Source organism: Pseudomonas sp. 2957, from assembly GCF_031456345.1.
Lineage (GTDB): Bacteria > Pseudomonadota > Gammaproteobacteria > Pseudomonadales > Pseudomonadaceae > Aquipseudomonas > Aquipseudomonas siliginis.
In genome coordinates this window covers 1,136,018-1,158,511 of sequence record NZ_JAVDUL010000001.1, presented here as the reverse complement: position 1 = coordinate 1,158,511, position 22,494 = coordinate 1,136,018, and the positions used below count along the sequence as shown (strand labels likewise).

General features: G+C 62.1%; 22 protein-coding genes. 19 read left to right on the top strand and 3 right to left on the bottom strand.

Annotated elements, in window-relative coordinates:
• Positions 1-13 precede the first annotated feature (13 nt).
• From J2Y39_RS05250 to J2Y39_RS05180, 15 genes are all read left to right on the top strand, one after another.
• The gene (locus J2Y39_RS05250; protein ID WP_016774101.1) at positions 14-760 is read left to right on the top strand and encodes a sugar transferase; all 747 of its coding nucleotides are present in this window, start codon (positions 14-16) and stop codon (positions 758-760) included.
• On the top strand, positions 760-1,407 hold the full coding sequence (locus tag J2Y39_RS05245; protein WP_024012451.1) for a CpsD/CapB family tyrosine-protein kinase: 648 nt from the start codon (positions 760-762) through the stop codon (positions 1,405-1,407). Before J2Y39_RS05250 ends, J2Y39_RS05245 begins: the two co-directional genes overlap by 1 nt.
• Before the next feature lie 21 nt (positions 1,408-1,428).
• Positions 1,429-2,451 carry a polysaccharide biosynthesis/export family protein gene (locus J2Y39_RS05240; RefSeq protein WP_095179536.1) on the top strand — a complete coding sequence of 341 codons (1,023 nt, stop codon included), beginning with the start codon at positions 1,429-1,431 and terminating at the stop codon, positions 2,449-2,451.
• Positions 2,452-2,467: 16 nt separating this feature from the next.
• Entirely contained in the window at positions 2,468-4,060 is a 1,593-nt protein-coding gene (locus J2Y39_RS05235) for a Wzz/FepE/Etk N-terminal domain-containing protein (RefSeq protein ID WP_095179535.1), read from the top strand.
• A complete protein-coding gene (locus tag J2Y39_RS05230; RefSeq protein ID WP_122751100.1) occupies positions 4,057-5,148 on the top strand; it encodes a glycosyltransferase family 4 protein in 1,092 nt (363 codons plus the stop codon). The genes J2Y39_RS05235 and J2Y39_RS05230 overlap by 4 nt, the downstream gene beginning before the upstream one ends.
• Positions 5,145-6,515: an O-antigen ligase gene (locus J2Y39_RS05225; protein WP_256811202.1), complete on the top strand. Its 1,371-nt coding sequence runs from the start codon at positions 5,145-5,147 to the stop codon at positions 6,513-6,515. Before J2Y39_RS05230 ends, J2Y39_RS05225 begins: the two co-directional genes overlap by 4 nt.
• Positions 6,512-7,480, top strand: coding sequence for a glycosyltransferase family 2 protein (locus tag J2Y39_RS05220; protein ID WP_252883535.1), 969 nt, complete (start codon positions 6,512-6,514; stop codon positions 7,478-7,480). The genes J2Y39_RS05225 and J2Y39_RS05220 overlap by 4 nt, the downstream gene beginning before the upstream one ends.
• A complete protein-coding gene (locus J2Y39_RS05215; RefSeq protein ID WP_252869165.1) occupies positions 7,473-8,609 on the top strand; it encodes a glycosyltransferase family 2 protein in 1,137 nt (378 codons plus the stop codon). The genes J2Y39_RS05220 and J2Y39_RS05215 overlap by 8 nt, the downstream gene beginning before the upstream one ends.
• A gap of 13 nt (positions 8,610-8,622) precedes the next feature.
• Positions 8,623-9,624: a polysaccharide deacetylase family protein gene (locus tag J2Y39_RS05210; protein WP_310215546.1), complete on the top strand. Its 1,002-nt coding sequence runs from the start codon at positions 8,623-8,625 to the stop codon at positions 9,622-9,624.
• A complete protein-coding gene (locus J2Y39_RS05205) occupies positions 9,621-10,925 on the top strand; it encodes an oligosaccharide flippase family protein (RefSeq protein ID WP_310215543.1) in 1,305 nt (434 codons plus the stop codon). The genes J2Y39_RS05210 and J2Y39_RS05205 overlap by 4 nt, the downstream gene beginning before the upstream one ends.
• Positions 10,922-12,841, top strand: coding sequence for a hypothetical protein (locus J2Y39_RS05200; protein ID WP_310215540.1), 1,920 nt, complete (start codon positions 10,922-10,924; stop codon positions 12,839-12,841). The genes J2Y39_RS05205 and J2Y39_RS05200 overlap by 4 nt, the downstream gene beginning before the upstream one ends.
• A gap of 68 nt (positions 12,842-12,909) precedes the next feature.
• Positions 12,910-13,599: an N-acetyltransferase gene (locus J2Y39_RS05195; RefSeq protein ID WP_150635728.1), complete on the top strand. Its 690-nt coding sequence runs from the start codon at positions 12,910-12,912 to the stop codon at positions 13,597-13,599.
• Between the two features lie 4 nt (positions 13,600-13,603).
• Positions 13,604-14,791 (top strand): GNAT family N-acetyltransferase, encoded by a 1,188-nt coding sequence (locus J2Y39_RS05190; RefSeq protein WP_041478589.1) that lies wholly within the window; start codon positions 13,604-13,606, stop codon positions 14,789-14,791.
• Positions 14,763-15,554, top strand: coding sequence for a ChbG/HpnK family deacetylase (locus tag J2Y39_RS05185; protein ID WP_310215536.1), 792 nt, complete (start codon positions 14,763-14,765; stop codon positions 15,552-15,554). Before J2Y39_RS05190 ends, J2Y39_RS05185 begins: the two co-directional genes overlap by 29 nt.
• Before the next feature lie 57 nt (positions 15,555-15,611).
• Positions 15,612-16,304 carry a GNAT family N-acetyltransferase gene (locus tag J2Y39_RS05180; RefSeq protein WP_041478587.1) on the top strand — a complete coding sequence of 231 codons (693 nt, stop codon included), beginning with the start codon at positions 15,612-15,614 and terminating at the stop codon, positions 16,302-16,304.
• 126 nt (positions 16,305-16,430) lie between these two features.
• On the opposite strand, the gene J2Y39_RS05175 is transcribed toward J2Y39_RS05180, so the two are convergent.
• Positions 16,431-17,228, bottom strand: coding sequence for a class I SAM-dependent methyltransferase (locus J2Y39_RS05175; RefSeq protein ID WP_310215533.1), 798 nt, complete (start codon positions 17,226-17,228; stop codon positions 16,431-16,433).
• Between the two features lie 308 nt (positions 17,229-17,536).
• On the opposite strand from J2Y39_RS05175, the gene J2Y39_RS05170 reads away from it, so the two are divergent.
• Both J2Y39_RS05170 and J2Y39_RS05165 read left to right on the top strand, forming a co-directional pair.
• Entirely contained in the window at positions 17,537-17,728 is a 192-nt protein-coding gene (locus tag J2Y39_RS05170) for an antitoxin (protein ID WP_095180272.1), read from the top strand.
• Positions 17,718-17,987 (top strand): type II toxin-antitoxin system mRNA interferase toxin, RelE/StbE family, encoded by a 270-nt coding sequence (locus tag J2Y39_RS05165; protein WP_082228561.1) that lies wholly within the window; start codon positions 17,718-17,720, stop codon positions 17,985-17,987. Before J2Y39_RS05170 ends, J2Y39_RS05165 begins: the two co-directional genes overlap by 11 nt.
• Positions 17,988-18,059: 72 nt before the next feature.
• Here J2Y39_RS05165 and J2Y39_RS05160 read toward each other — a convergent pair whose 3' ends face one another.
• Positions 18,060-18,959 (bottom strand): LysR family transcriptional regulator, encoded by a 900-nt coding sequence (locus tag J2Y39_RS05160; protein ID WP_056784501.1) that lies wholly within the window; start codon positions 18,957-18,959, stop codon positions 18,060-18,062.
• A 235-nt stretch (positions 18,960-19,194) separates the two neighbouring features.
• On the opposite strand from J2Y39_RS05160, the gene J2Y39_RS05155 reads away from it, so the two are divergent.
• Positions 19,195-20,214, top strand: coding sequence for an alpha/beta hydrolase (locus tag J2Y39_RS05155; RefSeq protein ID WP_310215527.1), 1,020 nt, complete (start codon positions 19,195-19,197; stop codon positions 20,212-20,214).
• Positions 20,215-20,322: 108 nt separating this feature from the next.
• Entirely contained in the window at positions 20,323-21,750 is a 1,428-nt protein-coding gene (locus J2Y39_RS05150; RefSeq protein WP_073474277.1) for a mechanosensitive ion channel family protein, read from the top strand.
• Positions 21,751-21,837: 87 nt separating this feature from the next.
• Here the strand turns inward: J2Y39_RS05150 and ycaC are convergent, their stop codons facing one another.
• Entirely contained in the window at positions 21,838-22,461 is a 624-nt protein-coding gene (ycaC, locus tag J2Y39_RS05145) for an isochorismate family cysteine hydrolase YcaC (RefSeq protein WP_016774080.1), read from the bottom strand.
• Positions 22,462-22,494: the final 33 nt, after the last annotated feature.

Here is a 22,494-nt window from a genome sequence, read left to right as displayed (position 1 = left end):
TGCGGAGGACGCCATGACTGGACATGAAAGAAGTGTGTCGATTGCACAGATGCGCCCTGACAAGCGCGTCGACCCGGAACATCGCATGCGCCTCGACGCAGCGATCCACCGCCAGGGTCGCGGCTGGCTCAGCGGCCGCGATGGCGGCCGCCCATGGCAGCTGTCGCGGACCAACCGGGTGGTCGCCTGCCTCGGCGCGCTGACGATTCTCGTGCTGATCTCGCCAGTGCTGCTGGGCCTGGCCCTGGCCATCAAGCTCACCAGCCCGGGGCCGGTGCTGTTCGTGCAGAAACGCACCGGTTATCGCGGGCGCAAGTTCGGCATGTTCAAGTTCCGCACCATGGTCAGCAACGCCGAAGAACTCAAAGAGTCGCTGCGCCACCTGAACAAACACGGGGCTGACGCCATCGACTTCAAGATCGACAAGGACCCGCGCGTCACCGGCATCGGCAGTTTTCTGCGGCGCACCAGCCTCGACGAGCTGCCCAATCTGATCAACGTAGTGACCGGCGACATGCGCCTGGTCGGCCCTCGTCCGACCTCGTTCAACGCCTACCGCTACAAGGACAATCACCTCGCGCGTCTGGCGATCTACCCCGGCATGACCGGTCTGTGGCAGATCTCCGGACGCAGCAACATCGACTTCGACCAGCGCGTTGAGTTGGACCTCAGCTACATCGCCGAGCAGAGCCTTCTGCTTGATCTGAAGATTCTGTTGAAAACCCCCTTCAAAGTATTCAGCGGCCACGGAGCAAGCTAATGGACGGTTCAACCAATAAAAGCCTGAGCATCGCCAGCCCCAGCGAATCGAATCTGACTTCGACCGTGCTGGATCTCGATCTGCGCATTCTGTTCCTGACCGCCGCCAACCCCGGCGCCGGCACCACCACCAGCGCTCTGGCACTGGCCAGTCAGCTGGCGCAGATGAGCAGCGGCCAGGTGCTGCTGGTCGACGCCAGCCAGTCGGCGAACAACCTCACCCAGCAGATGAACCTCGGCAAGGAGCGCGGCCTGCGCGACCTGCTGTTCAACCCGGGCAACCCGCCGCTGTTGCAGGACTGCGTGGTGCAGGTCTCGAGCCTGCCCTTCCATGTGCTGCCCAACGGCCGGCCGATCCGCACGCTGGAACACCTGACCGCCGAGCGCCTGAGCCCGTTGCTCGACCAGTTGGGCAGCCAGTACCGCTTTGTGGTGATCGACGGCGACGCGGTGTATTCCGCCGCCGACACCCTGGTCATCAGTACTCAGGTCGACGGCGTGGTGTTTGTCGTGCGCGCCGAAGACACCCGCTGGGAAGTCGCCCAGGCCGCTGTGCAACGCCTGACTCAGGCCGGGGCGAAAGTGGTCGGCAGCGTGTTCAACCGGCGCAAGTACTACATGCCCAAATGGCTTTACAAAAACCTGTAAGCGAACGCAAAGGATGACGCCATGAACGCCAGAATGCTTGTCCTGCTGTTGCTGCCGCTTGCGGGCTGCTCCAGCACTTCCGACACCCAGAACATGCCGGTGAATATTCTCACCGCCTCCCCGGCCAACGCCCAGGCGACCGATATGCCGAAGATCGAGCAGACCCTGCGCCCGCAGGATGTGCTGGACGTGATCTTCCATATCAGCACCAGCGGTTCGGACGCCTACCGCGTGCAATCGGGCGACCAGATCGGCCTGAATTTCACCGCCGCCAGCCAGCTCAACGGCAATCAACTGGTGCTGCCCGACGGCACCATCGAACTGCCGGGCGCCAACACCTCGGTGAAGATCGCCGGGCTGACCAGCGAAGAAGCGCGTCAGGAAATCCAGCGCGTGTATCAGCGCAAACAGCTGTTCCAGCCCAACCGCAACCAGCTCACCGTGCAGATCATCAGCCCCTTGAGCAACGAGCAGAACCTTAAAAGTGCGCTGAACCACCCGGCCACCGGTATGAGCCGGGAGATCACCGTCGGCACTGACGGCTACGCGAGTTTTCCGGAAATCGGCGCCGTGCCGCTGCAAGGCATGACCGTCAATCAACTGGAATCGTTCCTCAACAAAAAGTACGCGCAACTGCCGGGCCGCATGACCGTGGACGTGCTGCTCAAGTCCACCGCAGGCAACGAGATCTACGTGCTCGGCGAGGTCGCACAACCGGGCTCGTATCCGATCCGCCGGCCGGTGTCGGTGCTCGAGGCGCTGACCCTGGCGCGCGGTACCAACGTCAAGGCGCGGCTGGATTCGGTGGTGATCATGCGGCGCAACGGCAATCAGGTGAAAGCCGTGCGCTACGACGTCGAAAAAGCGCTGTCCGGCGACGCCCCGCAAATCGCCTACCTGCAACCGGACGACATGCTCTACGTGCCAAAAACCAAACTGGCCAGCGCCGGCGAACTCGCCCGCCAACTGGCTGATGTGGTGCTGTTCCAGGGCGTCGGTTTCAGCTTCGGCTACCGCGTCGACAACAAAGACAGTGACAACTAACTCACAGGTGACCGACATGAACCCCAAGGAAAACTACCTGCATGAGTTCTTCAGGATTTTCTTCGCCAACAAGCAACTGGTGAAGCGCGTCTTCCTGACCTTTGCAGTCATCGCCCTGCTCCTGCCGTTGCTGCTCAAACAGAGCTTCGATATCACCGCGCAGGTCATCGTGCAGTCGAAAAAACTCTCTCAGGGCGACGCCACTACGTCGCTCACGGTGGACAACGCCACCTTCATTCCGCCGTCGCTGGCGGACATGGAAACCGAGAGCAATATCCTCCGCTCGCCAGCGCTGATCCGTCAGACCATCAGCGAACTGCGCGACAACGGCGAATACAGCCCGCCACCCGGGGTGTTCGCCAAGTTGCTCGGCGAACCGTTCAAGCGCTACGTCTCGACGCCGCTGCGCGAGTACGTGATCAATCCGCTTCGCGACGGGCTCGGCATGGAAACCGATCCGGTACGTGACACCACCCTCGACGCCCTGACCCAGCAAGCCGTCGACAGCCTGAAAATCGAAACCCTGCCCGGTTCCAACGTGATCTCGATCACCTACAGCTTCCCGGATCCGCAGCAAGGCACGACGTTTGTCAGCGCCCTGCTGCAGAACTATCTGGTCAGCCGTCAGGCCCTGCAATCGATCGACTTGCCGCAGTCGTTCTACGAGACCAAAAAGCACCAGTATCAAGTGCGTCTCGATGGCCTGGAAGGTAATCGTCAAGCACTGCTGGAAAATGTCGGCGCAGCGGATCCGAAGGAGGAAATCACCTTCCGCCTCAACGCCATCAACACTGAAGAACAGGCGCTGAACCTGTATCAGGACCGCCTGCTGCAAAGCCAACGCTGGCTCGAATATCTGAAAACCGCGCTCGCCGCCGCCAGCAGTAGCAAGCTCAACGACTACACCTTCCCCTACACCTTCACCACCACCGTCGACAACGTGGCGTTCGAGGACCGGGAAATCAAACAGATGGGCGAGCAACTGACCAGCCAGGTCAGCCGTTACATGAACGATCTGGCGGTGTTCCAGCCCGGCAGCGAACCGATGCTGTTGACCCGCGAGCAGATCGCCCGCACCCGTCAGCAGTTTCTCAAAGTGGTGAGCAACCGCATCCAGGAACGCACCGCCGATCTGGCCGTGGTCAAGCAGGTGATCGAGCAGAAAACCGCGCGCATCGCCGAGTTCAAGAACCGCATCCGCGACCTGCAGCAGACCCAGAGCAAACTGCGCCAGATGGACACCGAGATCGATGCGCTGCACGCAGCGTTCTCGACCTATGCCCAGCGTTTTGCCGAAAGCAGCACCACGCGCTCGCTCAACGATGACCTGTCCAACGCCCGGGTACTCAGCCCGCCGTTCGAACCGACCGAGGCAGCGTTCCCGAAACCGCTGCTGATCATCCCGTTCGGGCTGTTCACCGGTCTGCTGCTGGCAATCGCGTTCGTCTACGTGCGTGAGTTCTTCGATCACCGCTTCAAGCATCCGGCGCAAATCAGCCATGAGCTGGGCCTGCCGGTGCTGTTGGTGCTCAACGAAGAAACGTCGCAGCCGGGCAATCCGCACAAGAACTGGACCATGCCGAGCCTGGTTCACTGGGTGCGCAATTGAACGCGGTGTCCACCCCAATCGTCGCCCTGCCGATCATTCATTTGCTCAGCAGCGGCGGCTTCTACGGGGCCGAGCGGATGTTGCTGGATCATTGCCTGGCCACGCCGGGGCAGCATCAGGTGCTGTTCCTCGACGCACCGCCTGAGCTGATCTCGCGCTTTCGCGAGGCTGGGGTGGACGCTCGCGCTTGTTCAGGGCCGGGCGAGCTGTTGCGGCACTTGCGTCAGCGCCGTGGCGACAAACCGTTGCTCAACACCCACAACTTCAAAGGCCTGCTGTTCGGCTGGGTCGGCGCCACGCTGTTGCGCCTGCCGCTGGTGATCACTCAGCACGGCTTCACCCCACGCAGTCGCAAGCAGAAGTTCTACACCTGGCTAAGCCTGCAACTGTGCCGCACGGCGTCGGTGAAACGGGTGGTCTGCGTGGCGGAAAGTATCGCCGTGCTGCACCGTCAGGCCAACGTCCGGACGGAGAAGTTGCAGGTGATTCCAAACGGTTTACCAGCGGCGCCAGCGATGCCGTCGCTGGCAGAGCGGCAACGCTGGCTGGCCGGTTACGTCGGGCGGTTGAGCAGCGAGAAAGGCCCGGACCTGTTCCTCGATGCGCTGATCGCACTGTGTCACCAGCATCCGCAACTGGACGCGGTGATGCTCGGTGACGGACCGGAACGCGAGGCCCTTCAGGCGCGCATCGATGCTGCCGGGTTGCAGCAGCGGATTCGCCTGCCGGGCTACCAGACGGCGATGCAAGGCTGGTGGCAGCAACTCGATGCGTTGGTGATCAGCTCGCGCACCGAGGGCACGCCAATGATTCTGCTCGAAGCGATGCAGGCCGGCGTGCCGGTGGTGGCGTTCGCGGTCGGCGGTATTCCCGATGTCCTGCAGGACCGTCACAACGGCCTGCTCGCGGCGCCGACGGATACCGCCGCCCTCGCCCGCCAGCTCGACACACTGCTGGCCGAACCGAAGCTGGCCGCGCAGTTGCGCGACAACGCCAGACGCACCCAACAGGAGCGCTACGACCTCAAGGCTTTGGCCGAACGCTGGTCGCAGCTGTACATCCAAACGGCACGGGAGACACGCGCATGATTTTCCCGCTCTCGATCGTCAGTCTGTTCGCCCTGGTCAGCCTCGGTTTGCTGGCCAGTCCCTGGCCGTATCTGGCGCCGGGGGCGGTGATTGGCCTGGTCGGTTTCACCGTCCTGTACCGCAAGCCGACATGGGGCCTGCTCGGCATTGCCGCGCTGGTGCCGTTCGAAGGGTTCTTCAAGGACAGTTCAGTGTCGGGAAGCAAGTTGCTCGGCGCCTCCCTGGCGGTAATCGTGATGCTGCAACTGGCGCTGCACCAGATTCCGTCGCAACGCCTGCGCAGCAACCTGTGGCACTGCCTGATCGGCTTCATGGTTCTGTATTTTCTCAGCCTGCTCAATACCGATGACATGGGCATGTCGCTGGGGCATCTGCGCGAACTCAGCGTTGGTCTGGTGCTGTTTGTCATTACCTTGTTGATCGGCCGCGAACTGAACCTCGACCTGTTCGCCCGGCTGGTGACCCTCGCCGTCACCGCGACCTGCGCCATGGCGATGTTCTCGGCGAAGTTTCAGGATCAGGGCCGCGCCGCCGGCCTGCTCGAAGACCCCAACGCCTTCGCTATGCTCATCGCCTTCGCCATTCCTCTGGGCCTGCTGCTGGTGATCCGCAGCCCGAACCTGCTGCACCGCTTGTTCTGGGGCGCCTGCTGCCTGCTGTTGCTGGGCGGCATGACCAAGACCGAATCGCGCTCAGGTCTGGTGGTATTGGCGTTGAGCCTGCTCATCGGCATTTGGCACTACCGCGCGCAACTGACCCACATCCGCCCACGGCATCTGGGTTTCGTCATGCTCGGTGCGGCCATCGTGATTCCGCTGGCGATCTACGCCATGCCGGCCGGTTACATGGCGCGGATCCAGTCATTGAGCATCCTCAGCGCCGGCTCCAAGGCGCAGGACGAATCCCTCGGCCGCCGTGCTTCCTACATCGTCGTCGGCGGCCAGATGATCCGCGAACATCCGGTGCTCGGCTCCGGTCCCGGGACCTTCCCGTTGCATTACGCGACCACCGGTTACGCCAAGGCGTTTTCCGCCAACCGCAAGATCGGCGATCTGTACCGCCGCGCCCACAACACCTATCTGGAAATCTTCAGCGAACTGGGCGTGCCCGCCGGGCTGTTCTTCGTCGGCATGCTCGGGCTCGGTCTGTACAACCTGATTCGCGCGCGGGCGGCGTGGATGCTGCGCGGTGATGGACATCGGGCGGACATGATGACCCACATGGGGGTGAGCTTTCTGTCGCTGACCCTGTTCCTGATGTTCCTCAGCGCGCCGAACCAGAAATACGTGTGGATCATGCTGGCGCTGACCAGCGTCCTGCGCATCAAGGCCGAGCAGGCGCCACTGACCCCGGAGACGCAGGCATGAAGCGGATCAGCATCGTCATCCCGATGTACAACGAGGCGCGGCACATTGGCCGTACCCTGCTCGCCGCGCAGAAAGCCGCACACGCGGCCAACGTCGAGTGCGAGCTGATCGTGGTCGACAACGGCTCGACCGATCAGGGTCCGCAGATTGCCCGGCAGTTCGGCGCAACCGTGCTGAGCTTGCCGGGGCTGTTGATCGGCGCTCTACGCAATCGCGGCACGGCGATCGCCAGCGGGGAATGGCTGGCCTTCATCGACGCCGACGTGGAAATGCCTGAAACCTGGTTGCAGCCCTTGTTCGACATCCAAGCCAGTGGCCAAGCCGATGTGTTCGGCCTGGATCTGCATACGCCGGCCGAGGCGCCATGGTTCGCCACGGCCTGGCAGCGGCGCACTTCGCAGCCGTCGCACCGGGTCAGCCACAGTGTCGATTGGCTGCCCAGTTCCAACCTGCTGATGCGTCGCGACTGGTTCGACAAGGTCGGCGGTTTCAACGAGGCCCTGCGCACTGGCGAAGACAAGGAATTCACCCTGCGCCTGCACGAACAGGGCGCGCGTCTGCTGTCGGTCAATGACAAGGTCGCGCTGCACTGGGGTTACGAGATGAACTGGCGCGAATGGATGGGCAAGGAAATGTGGCGTCAGGGCAGCCATCTGCAACTGCTGCGCACCCATGGCATGAGCCTGCGCCTGCTGCGCTTTCCAATATTGTCGTTGTTGGTGTGGATCCTCGATTTCCTGGCGATTTCCGCACTGCTCGACGGTTTTCCGCACCACGCAGCGCTAATGGTGACGCTGACCCTGATGCCGGGGCTGGTACTGAGCGTTCGCCAGAGTCTCAAGCACCGTGATCCGCTCCTGACCCTGCAACTGTGGGGCCTGCACTGGCTGCGCCTGCACCTGGCCGGCGCGGCGTTCATTTTGAGTCTGTGTCAATGGAACGCAAGGAGGCCTGCCCGTGGCTGAGTTCATTTTCTGGATGTGCCTGTTGCTGCCGGTCTACGCCTACGTCGGCTACCCGCTGTTGCTGACGATCCTCGCGCCGCTGTTTCCAGCGTGGCGACACACGCCGGCGCCGCCGCTGAACGTCAGCATCGTCATCGCCGCGCACAACGAGGCGCGGCATATCGAGCACAAGTTGCGCACGCTGCTGGCCCAGGATTATCAACCGGCAACGCTGCAGATCATTCTCGCCAGCGACGGCTCTACCGATGACACCGTGGCCTGCGCGCACAAAGTGATTGATCCGCGCATCACCGTGCTTGACCTGCCGCGTCAGGGCAAAGCCGCCACGCTGAATGCCGGCGCGGCCCTGAGTAGCGGCGACATTCTGGTGTTCACCGATGCCGACAACCAATGGTCACGCGACACCCTCGGTCACTTGCTCGCGCCGCTGAGCGATCCACAGGTCGGCGCTTGCGCCGGGCACATGGTGATCCCGGTCACCGGTGGCGGTCTGAGTGTCGGCGACAGCCTCTATCGGCATTACGAAGGCTGGTTGCGCCGGGTCGAGAACCGCACCGGTTGCATGGTCTCGGCCGACGGCGCCCTGCTCGCCCTGCGCCGCGAGCTGTTCCAGAACGTACCGGCCGAGGTCAACGACGACTTCTTTATCAGCACCTGCGCGCCGGTAGCCGGCAAGCGCATCGTCTACGTTCCCGAAGCGCAAGTGATCGACCATGGCGTCGACGAGGCGGACAAACAGTTTCGCCGCCGTCAGCGCGTCACCGTCGGCGGCCTGCAAAGCCTGGCCCAGCGCCGCGAGCTGCTCAACCCGCTCAAGCATGGCCTGTATTCCCTGGCGTTGATCAGCCACAAACTGATCCGCCGCCTGGCGCCTGTGCTGCTGCTGCCGTTGCTGCTGAGCAACTGCTGGCTGTGGGAAGAACACGCTTTCTATCGCCTGAGCCTGATCGCGCAACTGTTCGGCTACAGCGTGGCAATTGCCGGGCTGCTGGATGCGCAACACCGCTTGCCGAAACCGTTCCGCCTCGCCGCGTTTCTGCTGGTCACCCTCGCCGGGATGAGTCTCGGCCTGTGGCAGTTCCTGCGCGGTCAGCGGTATGCCCAGTGGAATCCGGAACAGAACCGTTAAGAGGACCGAAGCCATGGCGATCAAACAACTGATAAAAAGCACCAGTGGCTGGCTCTATCTCAACTCGCCGGTGGGCCGTCAGCAGTTGCAGGGCGCGGGGGTGATTCTGATGCTGCACCGCGTGCTGTCCAATGACCGCGCCGCCGACCTGCCGCACCGCAATGAACTGTGCGTCGGACCGAAAGCGTTCGAGCATTTGCTGGTGTGGCTGCGCAAGCATTTCGACTGCGTGCCGCTGATGGAAATTCTCCAGCCCAACGCCCTGCGCAGCGAGCGCCCACGGGTGGCGCTGACCTTTGACGATGGCTGGCGTGACAATGCCATCAACGCCTTCCCGTTGCTGCAGAAACACCAGGTGCCGGCGAGCATTTTCCTCTCCACCGAATTCATCGGCAGCCGCCAGCGCTTCTGGTGGGAAAGCCTTGGCGAAACCCTATGGGGCAGCCAAGGCGATAAAGCACGCATGCACCTGATCGAATGCCTGCATGCGCGCAAACATCCGCTGCCGGTGCTGCTTGATGACATCGATGTCGAGCGCCGCAGCCTGGCGCTGCTGCATTACCTCCAAGGGCTGAAAAGCCTGGCCCCGCAGGAGCTGGAAGAACTCACCGACGAATGCCCGAAGGACTCGCTGCCACAGGCACTGGACTGGCATCAGGTGCGGGCAATGGAAGCCTCCGGTCTGGTGCGGTTCGGCCCGCACGGCGCCAGCCACGCAATCCTCACCGGTCTCGATGATGCGCGCCTGAGCGAAGAAATCCGCCGCAGCCGCGACGCATTGAACAACGGCTGCAACCGACCTCTACCGGTCTATTGCTACCCCAACGGCGACAACGATGATCGCGTTCGCCAGCAGGTCGCGGACCACGATTACCCGTTTGCGCTGGGCACCGGCACCGGGATCTATCGCGGCGACGGCGATCCGCTGAACCTGCCGCGTTTCGGCGTCAGCCAGCGCACCGCGCGCCATCCGCAATTGCTGTCGTGGCGGATCTACCGGGGAGCGCGGCCATGAGCCGAGGCAACTACCTCAAGCACCTCGCGTTGAGCATGGGCACCAAGCTGGCGATGATCGCCTTGCGTTTGCTGCGCAACGTCCTGCTAGCGCGGATTCTCGGCCCCAGCGAACGCGGCCTGTTCGCCCTGCTCAGCACCCTGCCTGACCTGATCAGCGCGGCCACCAGCGGCGGTTTGAATTCGGCGGTCGGTTATCAGGCGGCCAAGCAGCGGCCGATGGGTTTGCTGCTCAGTCAGGTGCTGGTGTTCGGCTGTCTGCTGGCCGGTTTGCTGACTTTGCTGGTGGTGGCGCTGGTACGCGAATTCGGCACGCAACTGGACGTGACCATGCAACTGGGCCTGCTCGCCTGGCTGTTGCTGCTGGCGGTGCCGTTGACCGTACTGAAAAGCGGCCTGCTGACCCTGCACAACGCCTCGGGTAGCGTGGTCGCATTCAACGTCTTGCGCCTGATCGAATCGCTGGCGCCGCTGTTGCTGTTCGTCGCGCTGTTCTGGATGTGGCAGAGCGCAGCGCTGGAAGCGGCGCTGATCAGTTGGCTGGCCGGGATCAGTCTGGTGGTGCTCGCCGGTTGGGTCTGGCTGAAGCGGGCGCAGCCATTGCAGCTGCAATGGGATCGCGCCAGCCAGAAGGAGCTGCTGCGCTACAGCGCGCGCAGCCATCCCGATCTGCTGTTCCAGCAAGTGATTTTGCGCTCCGATTACCTGTTCATCGGCGCCCTGCTCGGCAGCACCGCGCTGGGCCATTACGCCATGGCCAGCGCTGCTGCCGAATTGCTGTTGATCGTCCCCGAAGCGGTGACTACGCCCCTGATGAAACGCCTGCTGCAACAGGATGAAGGCATGGACAAGGTCACTCCGCTGGCGCTGCGCCTGACCGCGACGGTGATGCTCGGCGCCTGTTTGAGCATGGCCGTGATCGGCGAGTGGTTGATCGTCACCCTGTTTGGCGCTGCCTACCAACCGGCGTACCCGGCGCTGCTGGCGTTGCTGCCGGGGCTGTTGGGTCTGTGCTACGCGAGCATTCTGCGCCTGGACTTGCTGGGCAAGAATCGCCCCGGCTCGGTGTCGTTGTTGATGGGCCTGGGCGCGCTGCTCAATCTGGCGCTGAACCTGGTGCTGATTCCGGCCTACGGCATCGTCGGCGCCGCCGCCGCATCATCGATCGCCTATCTGGCGGTGACCGTGGCCATGCTCGTGCTGTATTGCCGTTTGAGCGCTGTGCCGTTCTGGCAAACCCTGATCATCCTGCCCCGCGACGTGCTGCCGATGTGGTCGATGCTGCAGAGGAAACCCGCATGAAAGGCTGGTACCTGCTGTTCGGTCTCGGCCTGTCGCTGGACGCTTTGGCGGCGTCGATGCGCTGGGGCGAGATTCGTGACGGCAGTCTGTTTCTGCAAACCGATCAGCCTGACAGCGTGACCGTGCGCTGGACCCCGGCGTGGCAAGCGGATGCCAACGAAGAGCAACTGTACCTGCTCGACGGTCGCGGCAAATTGCTCGGCGAACGCTTGATCAAGGCCAGCGAAACCCGTGGCAGCCAGACCTGGCCGCTGCTGCCCGGCGCGGCGAGTTATCGACTGGAAATTCCCGGCTACAGCTTCCGCCACTACCGCATCGAACACGATGAACGCACCGTTGCCCTGTTTGCCCCGGCCAAAGTGCACTTCAGTGCCGAAAGCAAAAATGGCGACGTGCTGTATTTCAAACTCGCGGCCGGTGAGCATGCAGTGCTCGCCGGCAAGTTTCACGGCGGCGTCACCGCGCTACAGGCGCAGCGGATCGGCGACCACCAGGCGCTGACTCTCGCACTAAAGCCCTATCGCGCCTATTGGCAGTTCGATCAGGTCGCGTTGCCAGTCAGCCCCCGCGAGCAGGTCTGGCGCCTGCAACTGCAGGGCAGCGGCAAAGCGGCGTTCTGGCTTGATGGCACGGCTAATCTGTTTGCGCAGAATCCGCAGCAACTGCAACCGCTGCGCGAAGAGGTCGGAGATGTCCGGCTGGTGCTGCACGACAAAGTCCTCGGGCGCACGCCGGATCTCGGTATCGCCCTGCCCTATGTGATGCCGCCCGCAGCCAGCCACGCGCTGCTCGATGCGCTGAAGCCGACGGCGGCGAGCTATTACAGTTTCGTCGACGTCACGGCGCAGAACCCGCAATTCGAAGACGCATTCCGCCGGGTCTATCAGCAGCGCTTCGGCATTCGCAACGACATCACCCTGCTGGCCGGCAGTCAGCGCCAGGCCGATCTGCGCGCCGACGTGCAGAGCAACAGCGGCCTCGACGCCTGGCTGGCGAGCACCCGCGCGCTGGGCGGCAATGGCACGCATTACATCGGCTTTGCCGACGAACCCAATCTCAACTATTCCAGCTACGGGCAATATCAGGCGATTTTCACCAGCATGGCCCGTCAGGTGCGCAGCGACCCGGCGAATGCCCGCGCCGGTGTGCGCATCGCCATGCCGGCCAGTTCGCGACTGGTCAACGGCCCGTTCGCCGATAACGCGGCGGACAAGCGCGGAATCGATTGGGCACGGCGCCTGCTCAGCGAGTCAGCCGATCAGGTCGATGCACTGGCCTGGCATGAATGGATGATTCGCGATCTGCTCGCCACCCGCGTCTACCGCGACAGCGTACGCCGTGCCGCCGAACTGGTCGGCCGCGACGCCAATGGTCAGCCGCGCAAGGCCTTGCTTCTCGATCAGACCAACCTGTCCAGCGGCTCCAGCCTCAGCCCCTACGATCAGGAAACCCACTACACCTCGCTGTGGTGGGCGTCGGTGGTGATCAACGCCTCGCAGGACGGTTTGCTGAGCATGCTCAACTGGTTTCAGGCCGCTGACGAACCGCATTACCCCAAAGGCATGTTGCGCGTGTTGGACGACGATCGCTTCGAGCTGAAACCGGTCGGCCTGGCCCAGCAATTCATCGCCCGCCACTGGCTGCACCAGGTGCTGCAACTGGACAACGATGCCTTTGAGGTGGATGTGCTGGCGATGGCCGGCGACGAGCAGCGCACGTTGCTCGGAGTGAACAAAGGTACGCGCCTGCAACGCGTCGATCTGAGCGGCGCCCGATGCCCGCTCAACCATGGCGCCCTGCGTTACTTCGGCGCCGACAATCGCAGCCGCGACGCACCGTTTGCCTGCGACAACGGGCGCGTGCGTTTCGAACTGCCGGGGCAAACCCTGTTTGCCCTGCGCTGGAGCGCTTCATGAGCCGCCCTTCGATGCTCTGCCGCGCGGTCTTGATGCCGCGCATGGCACCCTCATCAGGAGAAGAGACCATGGATGTTTTGCAAAAACTCAGCGGACATATTCGTCGTAAAGGCCTGCGAGCGACCTTGGGCAAGATCCGCAAACTGTACATTTTTTCCCATCAGCAACTGCTGTGGATGGAGCGCGACCTGGTCAGCCCGGTGCCGCCGCACAGGCTCAAACCCTATCCGCCGCTGCGCGTGGTCAGGATCACCGCGGACAACGCCAGCGCTTTCGCGCGTTACTTTGGCGACCGTGTCGGCACGATGGCCGAGCTGGCCAAAGAGGGCCACACCGGGCACATGCATGTCGACGAGCAAGGCGATGCCGTGGCGTTTATCTGGGGCACGCCGCGCAGTTATTTCGATCGGCACTACTACGGCTGCCGATTCCCGGTGAAGCCCGGCGAGTTCTTCGAGTTCGGCGGCGAACTGGCCCGGGCCTACTGGGGGACAGAGCTGTCGGTGGACCTGCAATTGCGCCTGTGGGAAGCCATGGCCGCCCAGGGCTGCCGAAAAGTGGTCGATGTCTGTGAGTCGACCAACATCCCGGCACTCAAGCTGCATCTGCGCATGAGCTATACCGAACAACGGCGGATCATGAATATCTACACGCTGTTCGGCCGCTGGCGCTTCTATCGCGAAACCCGCTACAGCGGTTCGCGCCTGGCGGCGCTGGGTAAAACTTCCCGTCCACCTGTCAATGCAACGGCGGCTTGAACCTATGGTGATGCGATTCGAATGGCGCACGTCCCTGTGCGCCGCCGACTTCCCGGCAACCGCGTATGAAACGCTGCGCCTGGGCGTGACCGACCATACGCCGTTCAACAATCTCGGCTGGTTATGTGCGGCGGAACAGGCTCTGGGTGAGGATCAGCGCCTGCACATTCTGCTCGGTTGGGAAGCCGCAGAACTACGCCTGTGCCTGCCGCTGGTAGCCAGCCGCGAGCGCTTCGCCGGCGTGCCGTTTCGGGTCTTGCATCACTTGGGTTATCCGCTGGCTGATCGTCTGGCTTTGCTGTCGTTGCTCGGCGGCGCGGACATGCACGAGGCGCTGCTGTTGATTCGCCAGCGCCTGCCCCATGCGCTGCTGCAACTCAATGAGCTCTCGGAACCGGCGGGTGAAGAAAGTGCCGTCACCGCATGGATGGCGCGCAGTTCCACGGCCGAGCGACGCCTGAGCTGCCGGGTGCCAGTGCATCTGATCAGCGAAGCCGACCATCAGGAAGTCTCCGGCGACCCGCGCTACAAACTGCGCCGGGCACGCAAACGGATTGCCGCGTGCGGTGCGCAGATCCGCCGGATTACCCCGGATGCGCTGAGCATGGCTGCCTTGTTGCAGACCATCAGCGAAGTCGAGGCGGTGAGCTGGAAAGGCGATGAAGGCGTCGGGATTTTCGCCACACCGCGCAGTCGCCAATGGATCGAACGCGCTTTCACCGCCCTCGCCGGCCAAGGCCTGGTACGCGTGGTGATGCTCGAGCTGAACGGCCGCTGCATCAGCTATCGCCTCGGCCTGCTCGAACAGGGCCGGCTCTACGATTACAACCTCGCCTTCCTGCCGCAGTACGCCGACCTGGGCAGTGGCCGGGTGTTGCTGGAGGAATGGATTCGCTGGGGCCTGGACGAGCACTGGCGCTGGATCGATGCCTCGCGGGTCAGCCTGGAAAACTCCAGCCATCAACTGCACGAACGCATGACCGGGCAATTGGAACACTGGCGCTGGAGTTTCTATTCGTGGCGCCCAAGTGGGCTGGCATTGGGTCTGGCGCTGCGCATCTGGTATCGCTGCAAGCCCGCCGTGCAGCAGTGGCGCACCAGGCGCGCCAACAAAAAATCTGCAGCACTGGTGCAACCTGTCGCAATCACTCCGGAGGGCGGCCATGCCTCGCCAAGTCATAGTCAACGCTGATGACTTCGGTCTCAGCGCCAACGAAAACGCAGTGATCTTCGCTGCCTTCCACGCCGGCCTGATCAGCTCGGCCACGGCCATGGCCAACATGCCGGCGTTCGAAGCTGCCTGCACCATGGCCCGCCATCCGACGCTGCAAGGTCGGATCGGTCTGCACTTCAACCTGACCTACGGGCGCCCGCTGAGCCAGGCGATCCTGGGGCGGCGGACCTTTTGCGATGGCAACGGCGTGTTCGACCTCAACCTGCCCCGCCACAGCCTGTGGCTGAGTCGCGCAGACCGTGACGCGGTGCGCGCCGAGTTACAGGCGCAGTGGCAACGCTGCGTCGATCACGGCATGCGCCCGAGCCATATCGACTCGCACCAGCACGTACACAACATCTGGCCGATCGGCGAAGTCGTCGCGAAGTTTGCCGCCGAGCAAGGCGTACCGATTCGGCTGGCGCGCAACCTCGGGCACAACCTCACGTTGCCCAAGCGCCTATTCAAGGGTTTGCTCAATGGCCGTTTGCAGAGTCTGGCGCGGGTCACCGCCGATTACGTCTGTACACCGGTGGACCTGCGCAATGCCAGCGACCCCAGCGACGGCGTGCTGGAAATCGTCGCCCACCCGACCCGCCTCGGCGTCGATTTCGGTGATGCCTATCTCGACTCCGGCGAGTCTTTGAGCGAGGTAATCGAACAGGGTTTGAGAGGCGTCGCGCGAGTCTCGTATGCCGACCTCAATCGAGAAGAAACGCAGGGCGCTACGGCGCTCGAATGAATCACCGCTGTAACGACACTCACCACAACATCCGGGCCAAGACCCTGGAGGGGCATCATGAGCATCATCACCAAAGTGCAAGATCGCATCAGACAGAAAGGCCTGGGCCGCACCGTCGGCACGTTGTGGAAACGCTACGTGTTCTTCCACTGGGAACTGCTGTGGATGGAGCGCGACCTGGTCAGCCCGGTGCCGCCACACAAACTGCGCCCGTATGAAGGCCTGCGCAAAGTCGACATCACCCCGGAGAACGCCGTGGCGTTCAGCAAACACTTCGGCGACCGAGTCGGCACCATGGCCGAACTGGCTGCCGAGGGCCACACCGGGCACATGTACCTGGACGCCGATGGCCACGCCGTGGGCTTTATCTGGGGCAGCATTCGCGACTACCACGACCGCCACTATTACGGCTGCACCTTCCCGGTCAAACCCGGCGAGTTCTTCGAATTCGGCGGCGAAATGATTCGCGCCTACTTCGGCAGCAGCCTGTCGGTGGACGTGCAGGTTGCACTGTGGCAAGCGATGGCGGCGCAGGGTTGCACCAAGGTGGTCGACGTTTGCGAAACCCACAACATCCCGGCGCTTAAACTGCATATCCGCATGGGTTATCAGGAACAGGGTCGGGTAACCCACGTTTACTGCCTGTTCGGCCGCTGGAAATTCTTCCGCGAAACCCGCTATGAAGGCTCACGCCTGGATCCGCTGCGCAAACCGGGCCGGCCGGTGGTAAGTGCCGCGGCGCAGGCTTGATCCGGCCTTGTGAAATGTGGCGGTCGCAAGGCCGCCATCGCGAGCAGGCTCGCTGCCACACTGGAATGCGTTTCCCTGTGGGAGCGAGCCTGCTCGCGAAGAGGCCAGCCGTCGCAAAAAAGGTTCTCAGGCCTTGCTTGCCACCAGGCTAAAGCACATCGGCAGCTGCGCCTGCTGGTTCAGGTAGCAGTCATACACCTCTTCCCGGTTCGAATGCGCATATTCCTGAAAATCCACAATGCTCAGCCCCGCTCCAATGGCGCCGCTGAAGATCGCGCCCAGCGTATGCACGAACCAGTACGACTTTGCCGCCGGCTGCTCGACTTTACCTACGTAAACGATCGGCTCTTGCTGCACAAACGGCTCGGCACGGAAATACGAGCTGGCGAGGCGGTAGGGATCTTCAGCCTGCGGATCAACCATTTCCAGAAACGGATGGGTTTCGTAGATCACCAGCTTGCCGCCCGGCTTCAGCACCTGCGCGACATGACGGAAGAATTCGCCGATGTCAGGCATCCAGTTGAGTACCCCGATGGTGATCAGGGTGACGTCGAAGCGGTTATGCAGCGATGCGGGCAGATGGTGGATGTCGCTCTCGACGAATTCGGCATTGTGCGGCGAGCGGCTGTTGAGCTCGCGGGCCTGCTCAAGAAACGCGGCCGATTGATCGACGCCGACGACACTGCGCGCACCCAGCGCAAACAGCGACAGGCTCTCCCGACCGTTATTGCAGCCCAGTTGAATCACGTCTTTGCCGTCGACGTCCAGCAAGCCACGCAAGGTGTCGTCAAGGCAGCAAAACTCCCCCTGCGCAACATCGCTGAGCAATGCCTGCCAGTCCGGTGAATGCTGATGATGACGGGCGGAATCGTTCCACGCCTGTCGATTGCTTTCGATGGCGGTTTTGGGGTTGGGCACTTCCATGGCGCTACTCCGGGTGAGGCTCGTGATTGAGCGGCGTGAGTGTAGAACAGACGCGGGGTGGCGGTTGTTCCAATGTTGTAATCACACTGCGCAGTCCTCTTCAGCGAGTCCTACAGAAAAAGGAAGGAACTCGAGAAACCCCAACCGTTTTCCTACATCTTCCGTCGGTTGGCCGCCGGAAGCGCTCAGTCTAGGATTTGTCGAACTACAAGTACTCATGGAGCTCGACCAAGATGCAGTTCATCCAGACAACGACGACAGCAATCCCTGTACCGAATAGACTGCCAGGCATTGATCCCGGAGGCACTATGGACGGCAAAATCTTTCCCGACGATTCAGGGTTTGAAAGCGACGAGCAGGCTGCCAGTCATGATCGCTGGTTGCGAGCCAAGGTGCAGGCGTCCAGAGATGATCCCCATCCGAGTCTCCCCCATGAGGACGTGATGGCGGACATGCATGCCTTGATCGAATCCATGCGAAAAAAGGCCGATGCAGATTGAGTGGCGGCCCGAAGCCAAGGCCGATCTTTCGAACATCCTCAGATACATTGGCGAGAGAAACTTTGCAGCCGCAGTGAGTCTCTCGAAATCCATCGAAGAATCCACAACCTCACTCTCCGTTCATCCCCATCTCTACCGTAAAGGTCGATCTCCCGGCACCCGGGAAATCGTTGTACATCCTAACTACGTAGTGATTTATGAGGTGACGGATCGAATCGAGATACTTAGCGTTTTGCATACCCGACAGGAATATCCATAAAGACATCGCAGGAAAAAACGGTAGGACGTTCGCCCGATCGATAACACGCCGTTTGCCCAGTAGGCCCCACTATCAAAGATTCACATGACTCTGGTTAAGCCGCTCACGCAAAAACTCCACCAGCGCCTGTACCGGCCGCGAAGCCTGGCGATGCTGCGGATAAACCGCCGACAGGGTCAGTGGCTCCGGGCGCAACTCATCCAGCACTGGCACCAGCCGCCCGTCCTTCAGTGCCGCGCCGACGATAAAGGTCGGCAGATAGGTAATGCCCATCCCCTGCACCGCTGCGTCCCGCAGCAGTTCGCCGTTGTTCACGCGCATGCGGCCGGTGACGTTGATAAGTAGCGGTTTGCCCGGCGCTTCGTTGAAACGCCATTGCACCGAGCGCCCGTGGCCGTAAGGCAGGCAGTCGTGGCTGTGCAGGTCTTCGGGTTTGAGTGGTGTGCCGCGTTCGGCGAGGTAGGCCGGGCTGGCGCAGTAGACCCGTTCGATGCTGGCGATACGTCGGGCGATCAACGTCGAGTCCTCCAGCACGCCGATGCGCAGGGCCAGGTCGTAGCCTTCGCCGAGCAGGTCGACCGGGCGATCGCTCAGATCCACCTCAACGGTGACTTCGCGATAACGCTGCAGGAATAGCGGTAGCAGACAACCCAGATGCGCCACGGCAAACGACAACGGCGCGCTGAGGCGAATCGTGCCGCGCGGCTCGGCGGTTTCGCCGGCGATGCCCTGCTCGACCTGTTCCACCTCACCCAACAAGCGCAACGCCGATTCGTAATAGCTCTGCCCCAGCGGAGTGACGTCGAGGCGGCGGGTCGAGCGATTCAACAAGCGCACACCGAGGCGCTCTTCCAGTTGCATCAAACGGCGGCTGACGAACTGCTTGGACAGCCCCAACTGATCGGCCGCGGCGGTGAAGCTGCCGGAGTCCATGACCTGGCAAAAAATACGCATGTCTTCGAACGGGTTCATTGTCACTCTCTGGTGGACAGTTAAACGCTTTATAGCCGCTTTTTCGCTTTTCAGCAGCCCATTAATCTGTGCTCACGGTTTGAAAACAACCCTGAACACAAAGAGCTGCCGAAGGCAGCCATCTGATCGTTGGGACGCGGAGCGTCCCCGGCTGCATTCCCACGCAGAGCGTGGGAACGATCAGATCGCAGCCTTCGACAGCTCCTACATCACACATTCAAAAATGGAATTGAACATGAGCATCAAGAAAACCCTAGCCGCGTCCCTCCTCGCCCTGTCCGTCAGCAGCGCTTTCGCCGCTGGCAGTCCTGGCGTCGAACACAACACCCAGGCGTTCCTCGATGCCCTCGCCGCTGGTGGTGGTCGTCCGCTGGAGCAACTGAGCCCGAAGGACGCCCGTGCAGTGCTGACTGGTGCCCAAGCGTCGGTAAAGGTTGATCTGTCCGGCGTGGAAGTCAGCGACAAGGCGATCAAGGTCGACGGCCAGACCATCAACCTGAAAGTGGTGCGCCCGGCCAAGGTCAAGGGCGAGTTGCCGGTGTTCATGTTCTTCCACGGTGGCGGCTGGGTGCTGGGTGACTTCCCGACGCACCAGCGCCTGATCCGTGATCTGGTGGTCGGCTCTGGCGCTGTTGCGGTGTATGTCGATTACACGCCATCGCCGGAAGCGCAGTACCCGACCGCGATCAATCAGGCTTACGCCGCGACGAAATGGGTGGCCGAGCACGGCAAAGACATCGGTGTCGATGGCAAACGTCTGGCAGTGGCCGGCAACAGCGTCGGCGGCAACATGGCGGCGGTCGTGGCGTTGATGGCCAAGGAGCAGAAAACCCCTGCCCTGCGCTTCCAGCTGTTGATGTGGCCGGTAACCAATGCGCAATTCGACGACGCTTCTTACCAGCAATTTGCCGAGGGACACTTCCTTACCAAGGGCATGATGCAGTGGTTCTGGGACAACTACACAACCAACCCGGCCGAGCGTGCGCAGATCCATGCCTCGCCACTCAACGCCAGCGCCGAACAGCTCAAGGGCCTGCCCGCTGCGCTGGTGCAGACCGCCGAGTTCGACGTGCTGCGTGACGAAGGCGAAGGCTATGCGCGGCACCTGGATGCGGCCGGCGTGCCGGTGACCTCGGTGCGTTACAACGGGATGATTCATGACTTCGGCCTGCTCAATCCCCTGAGCCAGATTCCGGAAGTCAAAGCGGCGGTGCGTCAAGCGGCGGCTGAACTGAAGACTCATCTGAATCCATAAAAGCGAAAGATCGCAGCCTGCGGCAGCTCCTACAGGAAAACGCATTCCAAAGTAGAAGTTGTCGCAGGCTGCGATCTTTTCATTTGCAGCCATTGCGGAGCTTCGGTCATGACCCTTTTCTACGCCCACCTGCTGTCCTGGAGCGCTGTGCTGTTGCTGCTCGACGCCGCGCTCTGGCATTTCTCGCCCTTCAGCCATCGCGCGCCGCGAGTCGGTGTGCGTCTGGCACTGTTTCTGGCATTCAGCGCGCTGGTGATCAACGCCGGTGTCAGCCCGTTGCAGGCGCCGCTTTTCGCTGATGATCGCGTGGCACAACTGGGGGCGACGGCGCTGGGGATTCTCTGGTGGTTGTACGCAGCACGGGTGCTGACCGAAGTGATCGGCCTGGCGCTGATGCGCCGCATCGGTCACAGCGGTCGCTTGCTGCAGGATGTCATCGGTGCGCTGGTGTTTCTGGTCGCGATTGTCGCGGCGGCCGGTTACGTGCTGGAGCTGCCGGTCAAAGGTCTGCTGGCCACCTCCGGGGTGGTCGCGATCGTGGTCGGTCTGGCGCTGCAAAGCACCCTCGCCGATGTGTTTTCCGGCATCGTCCTCAACACCACCAAGCCGTATCAGGTGGACGATCTGGTGATGATCGACGGCGTCGAAGGCAAGGTCTTCGATATCGACTGGCGCGCCACGCACCTGCTGACCAGCGCCGGCACCATGGCCGTAGTACCGAACTCGGTGGCGGCCAAGGCGAAAATCGTCAATCTCAGCCGGCCGAGCAACATGCACGGTGTCTCGATCAGTATCAAAGTGCCGAACCACATTCGTCCGCGTCGGGTATTGGATGCCCTTGATCGCACTCTGCAGGGCAGCAGTTCGCTGTTGCTCAGCCCGGCGCCGAAAGCCGTACTCAAAGAAGCCGGCGAAACCATGTCGGAATACGTTGCCAGCGGTTTCATCGCTGAGCTGGGCAAGAAGAGCGAAGTGCGCAATCAACTGTTCGACCTCGCCCATCGCCATCTCGAAGCCGCAGGTATTTCGCGCCATCCCGACGGCGTGATCGAACCGTCGAGCCGCGCCCGTGCGTTGCTGGATGAGGTGAAGATTTTCCGCTCGCTGAGCAGTGAAGAGCGCGATCGCCTCGCTGAGTCGATGGTCGCGCAGCAGTACACGGCCGGTCAGGTGGTGCTGGATCTGGACGAGGTGCCGGACAGTCTGTTCGTGATCGCCACGGGCGTGGTCAGCGCGACGGTGCCGGACGGCAATGGCCAGACCGAGGCCGGGCGCATGGGGCCGAGCGAAGTCATGGGCGAACAGAGCATTCTTGCCGATACACCGTCGCAGGCGACGTTCACAGCGCTGACGTCGAGCATCATCTATCGTCTCGACAAACAGTTGACCCGTGAGTGCATGGACAAGCGCAGCGAAGTCGGCCGGGCCTTGAACAAGTTGCAGGCGGTGCGTCAGCAGAACAGTCGCCTCGCGTTGATGGCCAAACCGGTGGCGGTGAAGAAAGGTGGTTTTTTGGGGTGGTTGCAGAAGCGCTAACAGCAAAAGATCGCAGCCTTCAGCGGCTCCTACGGGAAAATGCATTCCCATGTAGGAGCTGCCGAAGGCTGCGATCTTTTGATTTTCTTACTTGGCAGTGAACTTGGTATAGCTGTTGATCAGGTTGCGATAGTTAGGCAGACGCTCGGACAGCAGATGCGCCAGGCCTTCCATGTCGTTGCGCCAGTCGCCTTGCAGCTCGCAGGCCACAGCGAACCAGTTCATCAGGTGTGCACCGGCGGCCGACATCCGCGCCCACGCCGCTTGTTGCACGGTGGTGTTGAAGGTACCCGACGAGTCGGTAACAACAAACACTTCAAAGCCTTCAGCAATCGCCGACAGGGTCGGGAATGCCACGCAGACGTCGGTCACTACACCGGCGATGATCAGTTGCTTGCGGCCGGTGGCCTTGATCGCTTTGACGAAGTCTTCGTTGTCCCAGGCGTTGATCTGGCCTGGACGCTGAATGAACGGAGCGTCAGGGAATTGCTCGAGCAGTTCCGGCACGATCGGGCCGTTTGGACCTGCGTCGAAGCTGGTGGTCAGAATGGTCGGCAGCTTGAAGAACTTGGCGATGTCGCCCAGTGCCAGCACGTTGTTCTTGAACTCGTTCGGCGAGAAGTCCTGCACCAGCGAGATCAGACCGGTCTGGTGATCGACCAGCAGGACGACGGCATCATCTTTGTTCAGACGCTTGTAAGGAACGCTCATGGCAAAACTCCTGGATGGATGGTTGTTGCGGGA

Bases quoted from the DNA above. Each gene is read 5' to 3' on its own strand.
- J2Y39_RS05250 (WP_016774101.1), top strand. From the start codon at position 14: ATGACTGGACATGAAAGAAGTGTGTCGATTGCACAGATGCGCCCTGAC.
- J2Y39_RS05245 (WP_024012451.1), top strand. From the start codon at position 760: ATGGACGGTTCAACCAATAAAAGCCTGAGCATCGCCAGCCCCAGCGAA.
- J2Y39_RS05240 (WP_095179536.1), top strand. From the start codon at position 1,429: ATGAACGCCAGAATGCTTGTCCTGCTGTTGCTGCCGCTTGCGGGCTGC.
- J2Y39_RS05235 (WP_095179535.1), top strand. From the start codon at position 2,468: ATGAACCCCAAGGAAAACTACCTGCATGAGTTCTTCAGGATTTTCTTC.
- J2Y39_RS05225 (WP_256811202.1), top strand. From the start codon at position 5,145: ATGATTTTCCCGCTCTCGATCGTCAGTCTGTTCGCCCTGGTCAGCCTC.
- J2Y39_RS05220 (WP_252883535.1), top strand. From the start codon at position 6,512: ATGAAGCGGATCAGCATCGTCATCCCGATGTACAACGAGGCGCGGCAC.
- J2Y39_RS05210 (WP_310215546.1), top strand. From the start codon at position 8,623: ATGGCGATCAAACAACTGATAAAAAGCACCAGTGGCTGGCTCTATCTC.
- J2Y39_RS05205 (WP_310215543.1), top strand. From the start codon at position 9,621: ATGAGCCGAGGCAACTACCTCAAGCACCTCGCGTTGAGCATGGGCACC.
- J2Y39_RS05200 (WP_310215540.1), top strand. From the start codon at position 10,922: ATGAAAGGCTGGTACCTGCTGTTCGGTCTCGGCCTGTCGCTGGACGCT.
- J2Y39_RS05195 (WP_150635728.1), top strand. From the start codon at position 12,910: ATGGATGTTTTGCAAAAACTCAGCGGACATATTCGTCGTAAAGGCCTG.
- J2Y39_RS05190 (WP_041478589.1), top strand. From the start codon at position 13,604: ATGGTGATGCGATTCGAATGGCGCACGTCCCTGTGCGCCGCCGACTTC.
- J2Y39_RS05185 (WP_310215536.1), top strand. From the start codon at position 14,763: ATGCCTCGCCAAGTCATAGTCAACGCTGATGACTTCGGTCTCAGCGCC.
- J2Y39_RS05180 (WP_041478587.1), top strand. From the start codon at position 15,612: ATGAGCATCATCACCAAAGTGCAAGATCGCATCAGACAGAAAGGCCTG.
- J2Y39_RS05175 (WP_310215533.1), bottom strand. From the start codon at position 17,228: ATGGAAGTGCCCAACCCCAAAACCGCCATCGAAAGCAATCGACAGGCG.
- J2Y39_RS05170 (WP_095180272.1), top strand. From the start codon at position 17,537: ATGGACGGCAAAATCTTTCCCGACGATTCAGGGTTTGAAAGCGACGAG.
- J2Y39_RS05165 (WP_082228561.1), top strand. From the start codon at position 17,718: ATGCAGATTGAGTGGCGGCCCGAAGCCAAGGCCGATCTTTCGAACATC.
- J2Y39_RS05160 (WP_056784501.1), bottom strand. From the start codon at position 18,959: ATGAACCCGTTCGAAGACATGCGTATTTTTTGCCAGGTCATGGACTCC.
- J2Y39_RS05155 (WP_310215527.1), top strand. From the start codon at position 19,195: ATGAGCATCAAGAAAACCCTAGCCGCGTCCCTCCTCGCCCTGTCCGTC.
- J2Y39_RS05150 (WP_073474277.1), top strand. From the start codon at position 20,323: ATGACCCTTTTCTACGCCCACCTGCTGTCCTGGAGCGCTGTGCTGTTG.
- ycaC (WP_016774080.1), bottom strand. From the start codon at position 22,461: ATGAGCGTTCCTTACAAGCGTCTGAACAAAGATGATGCCGTCGTCCTG.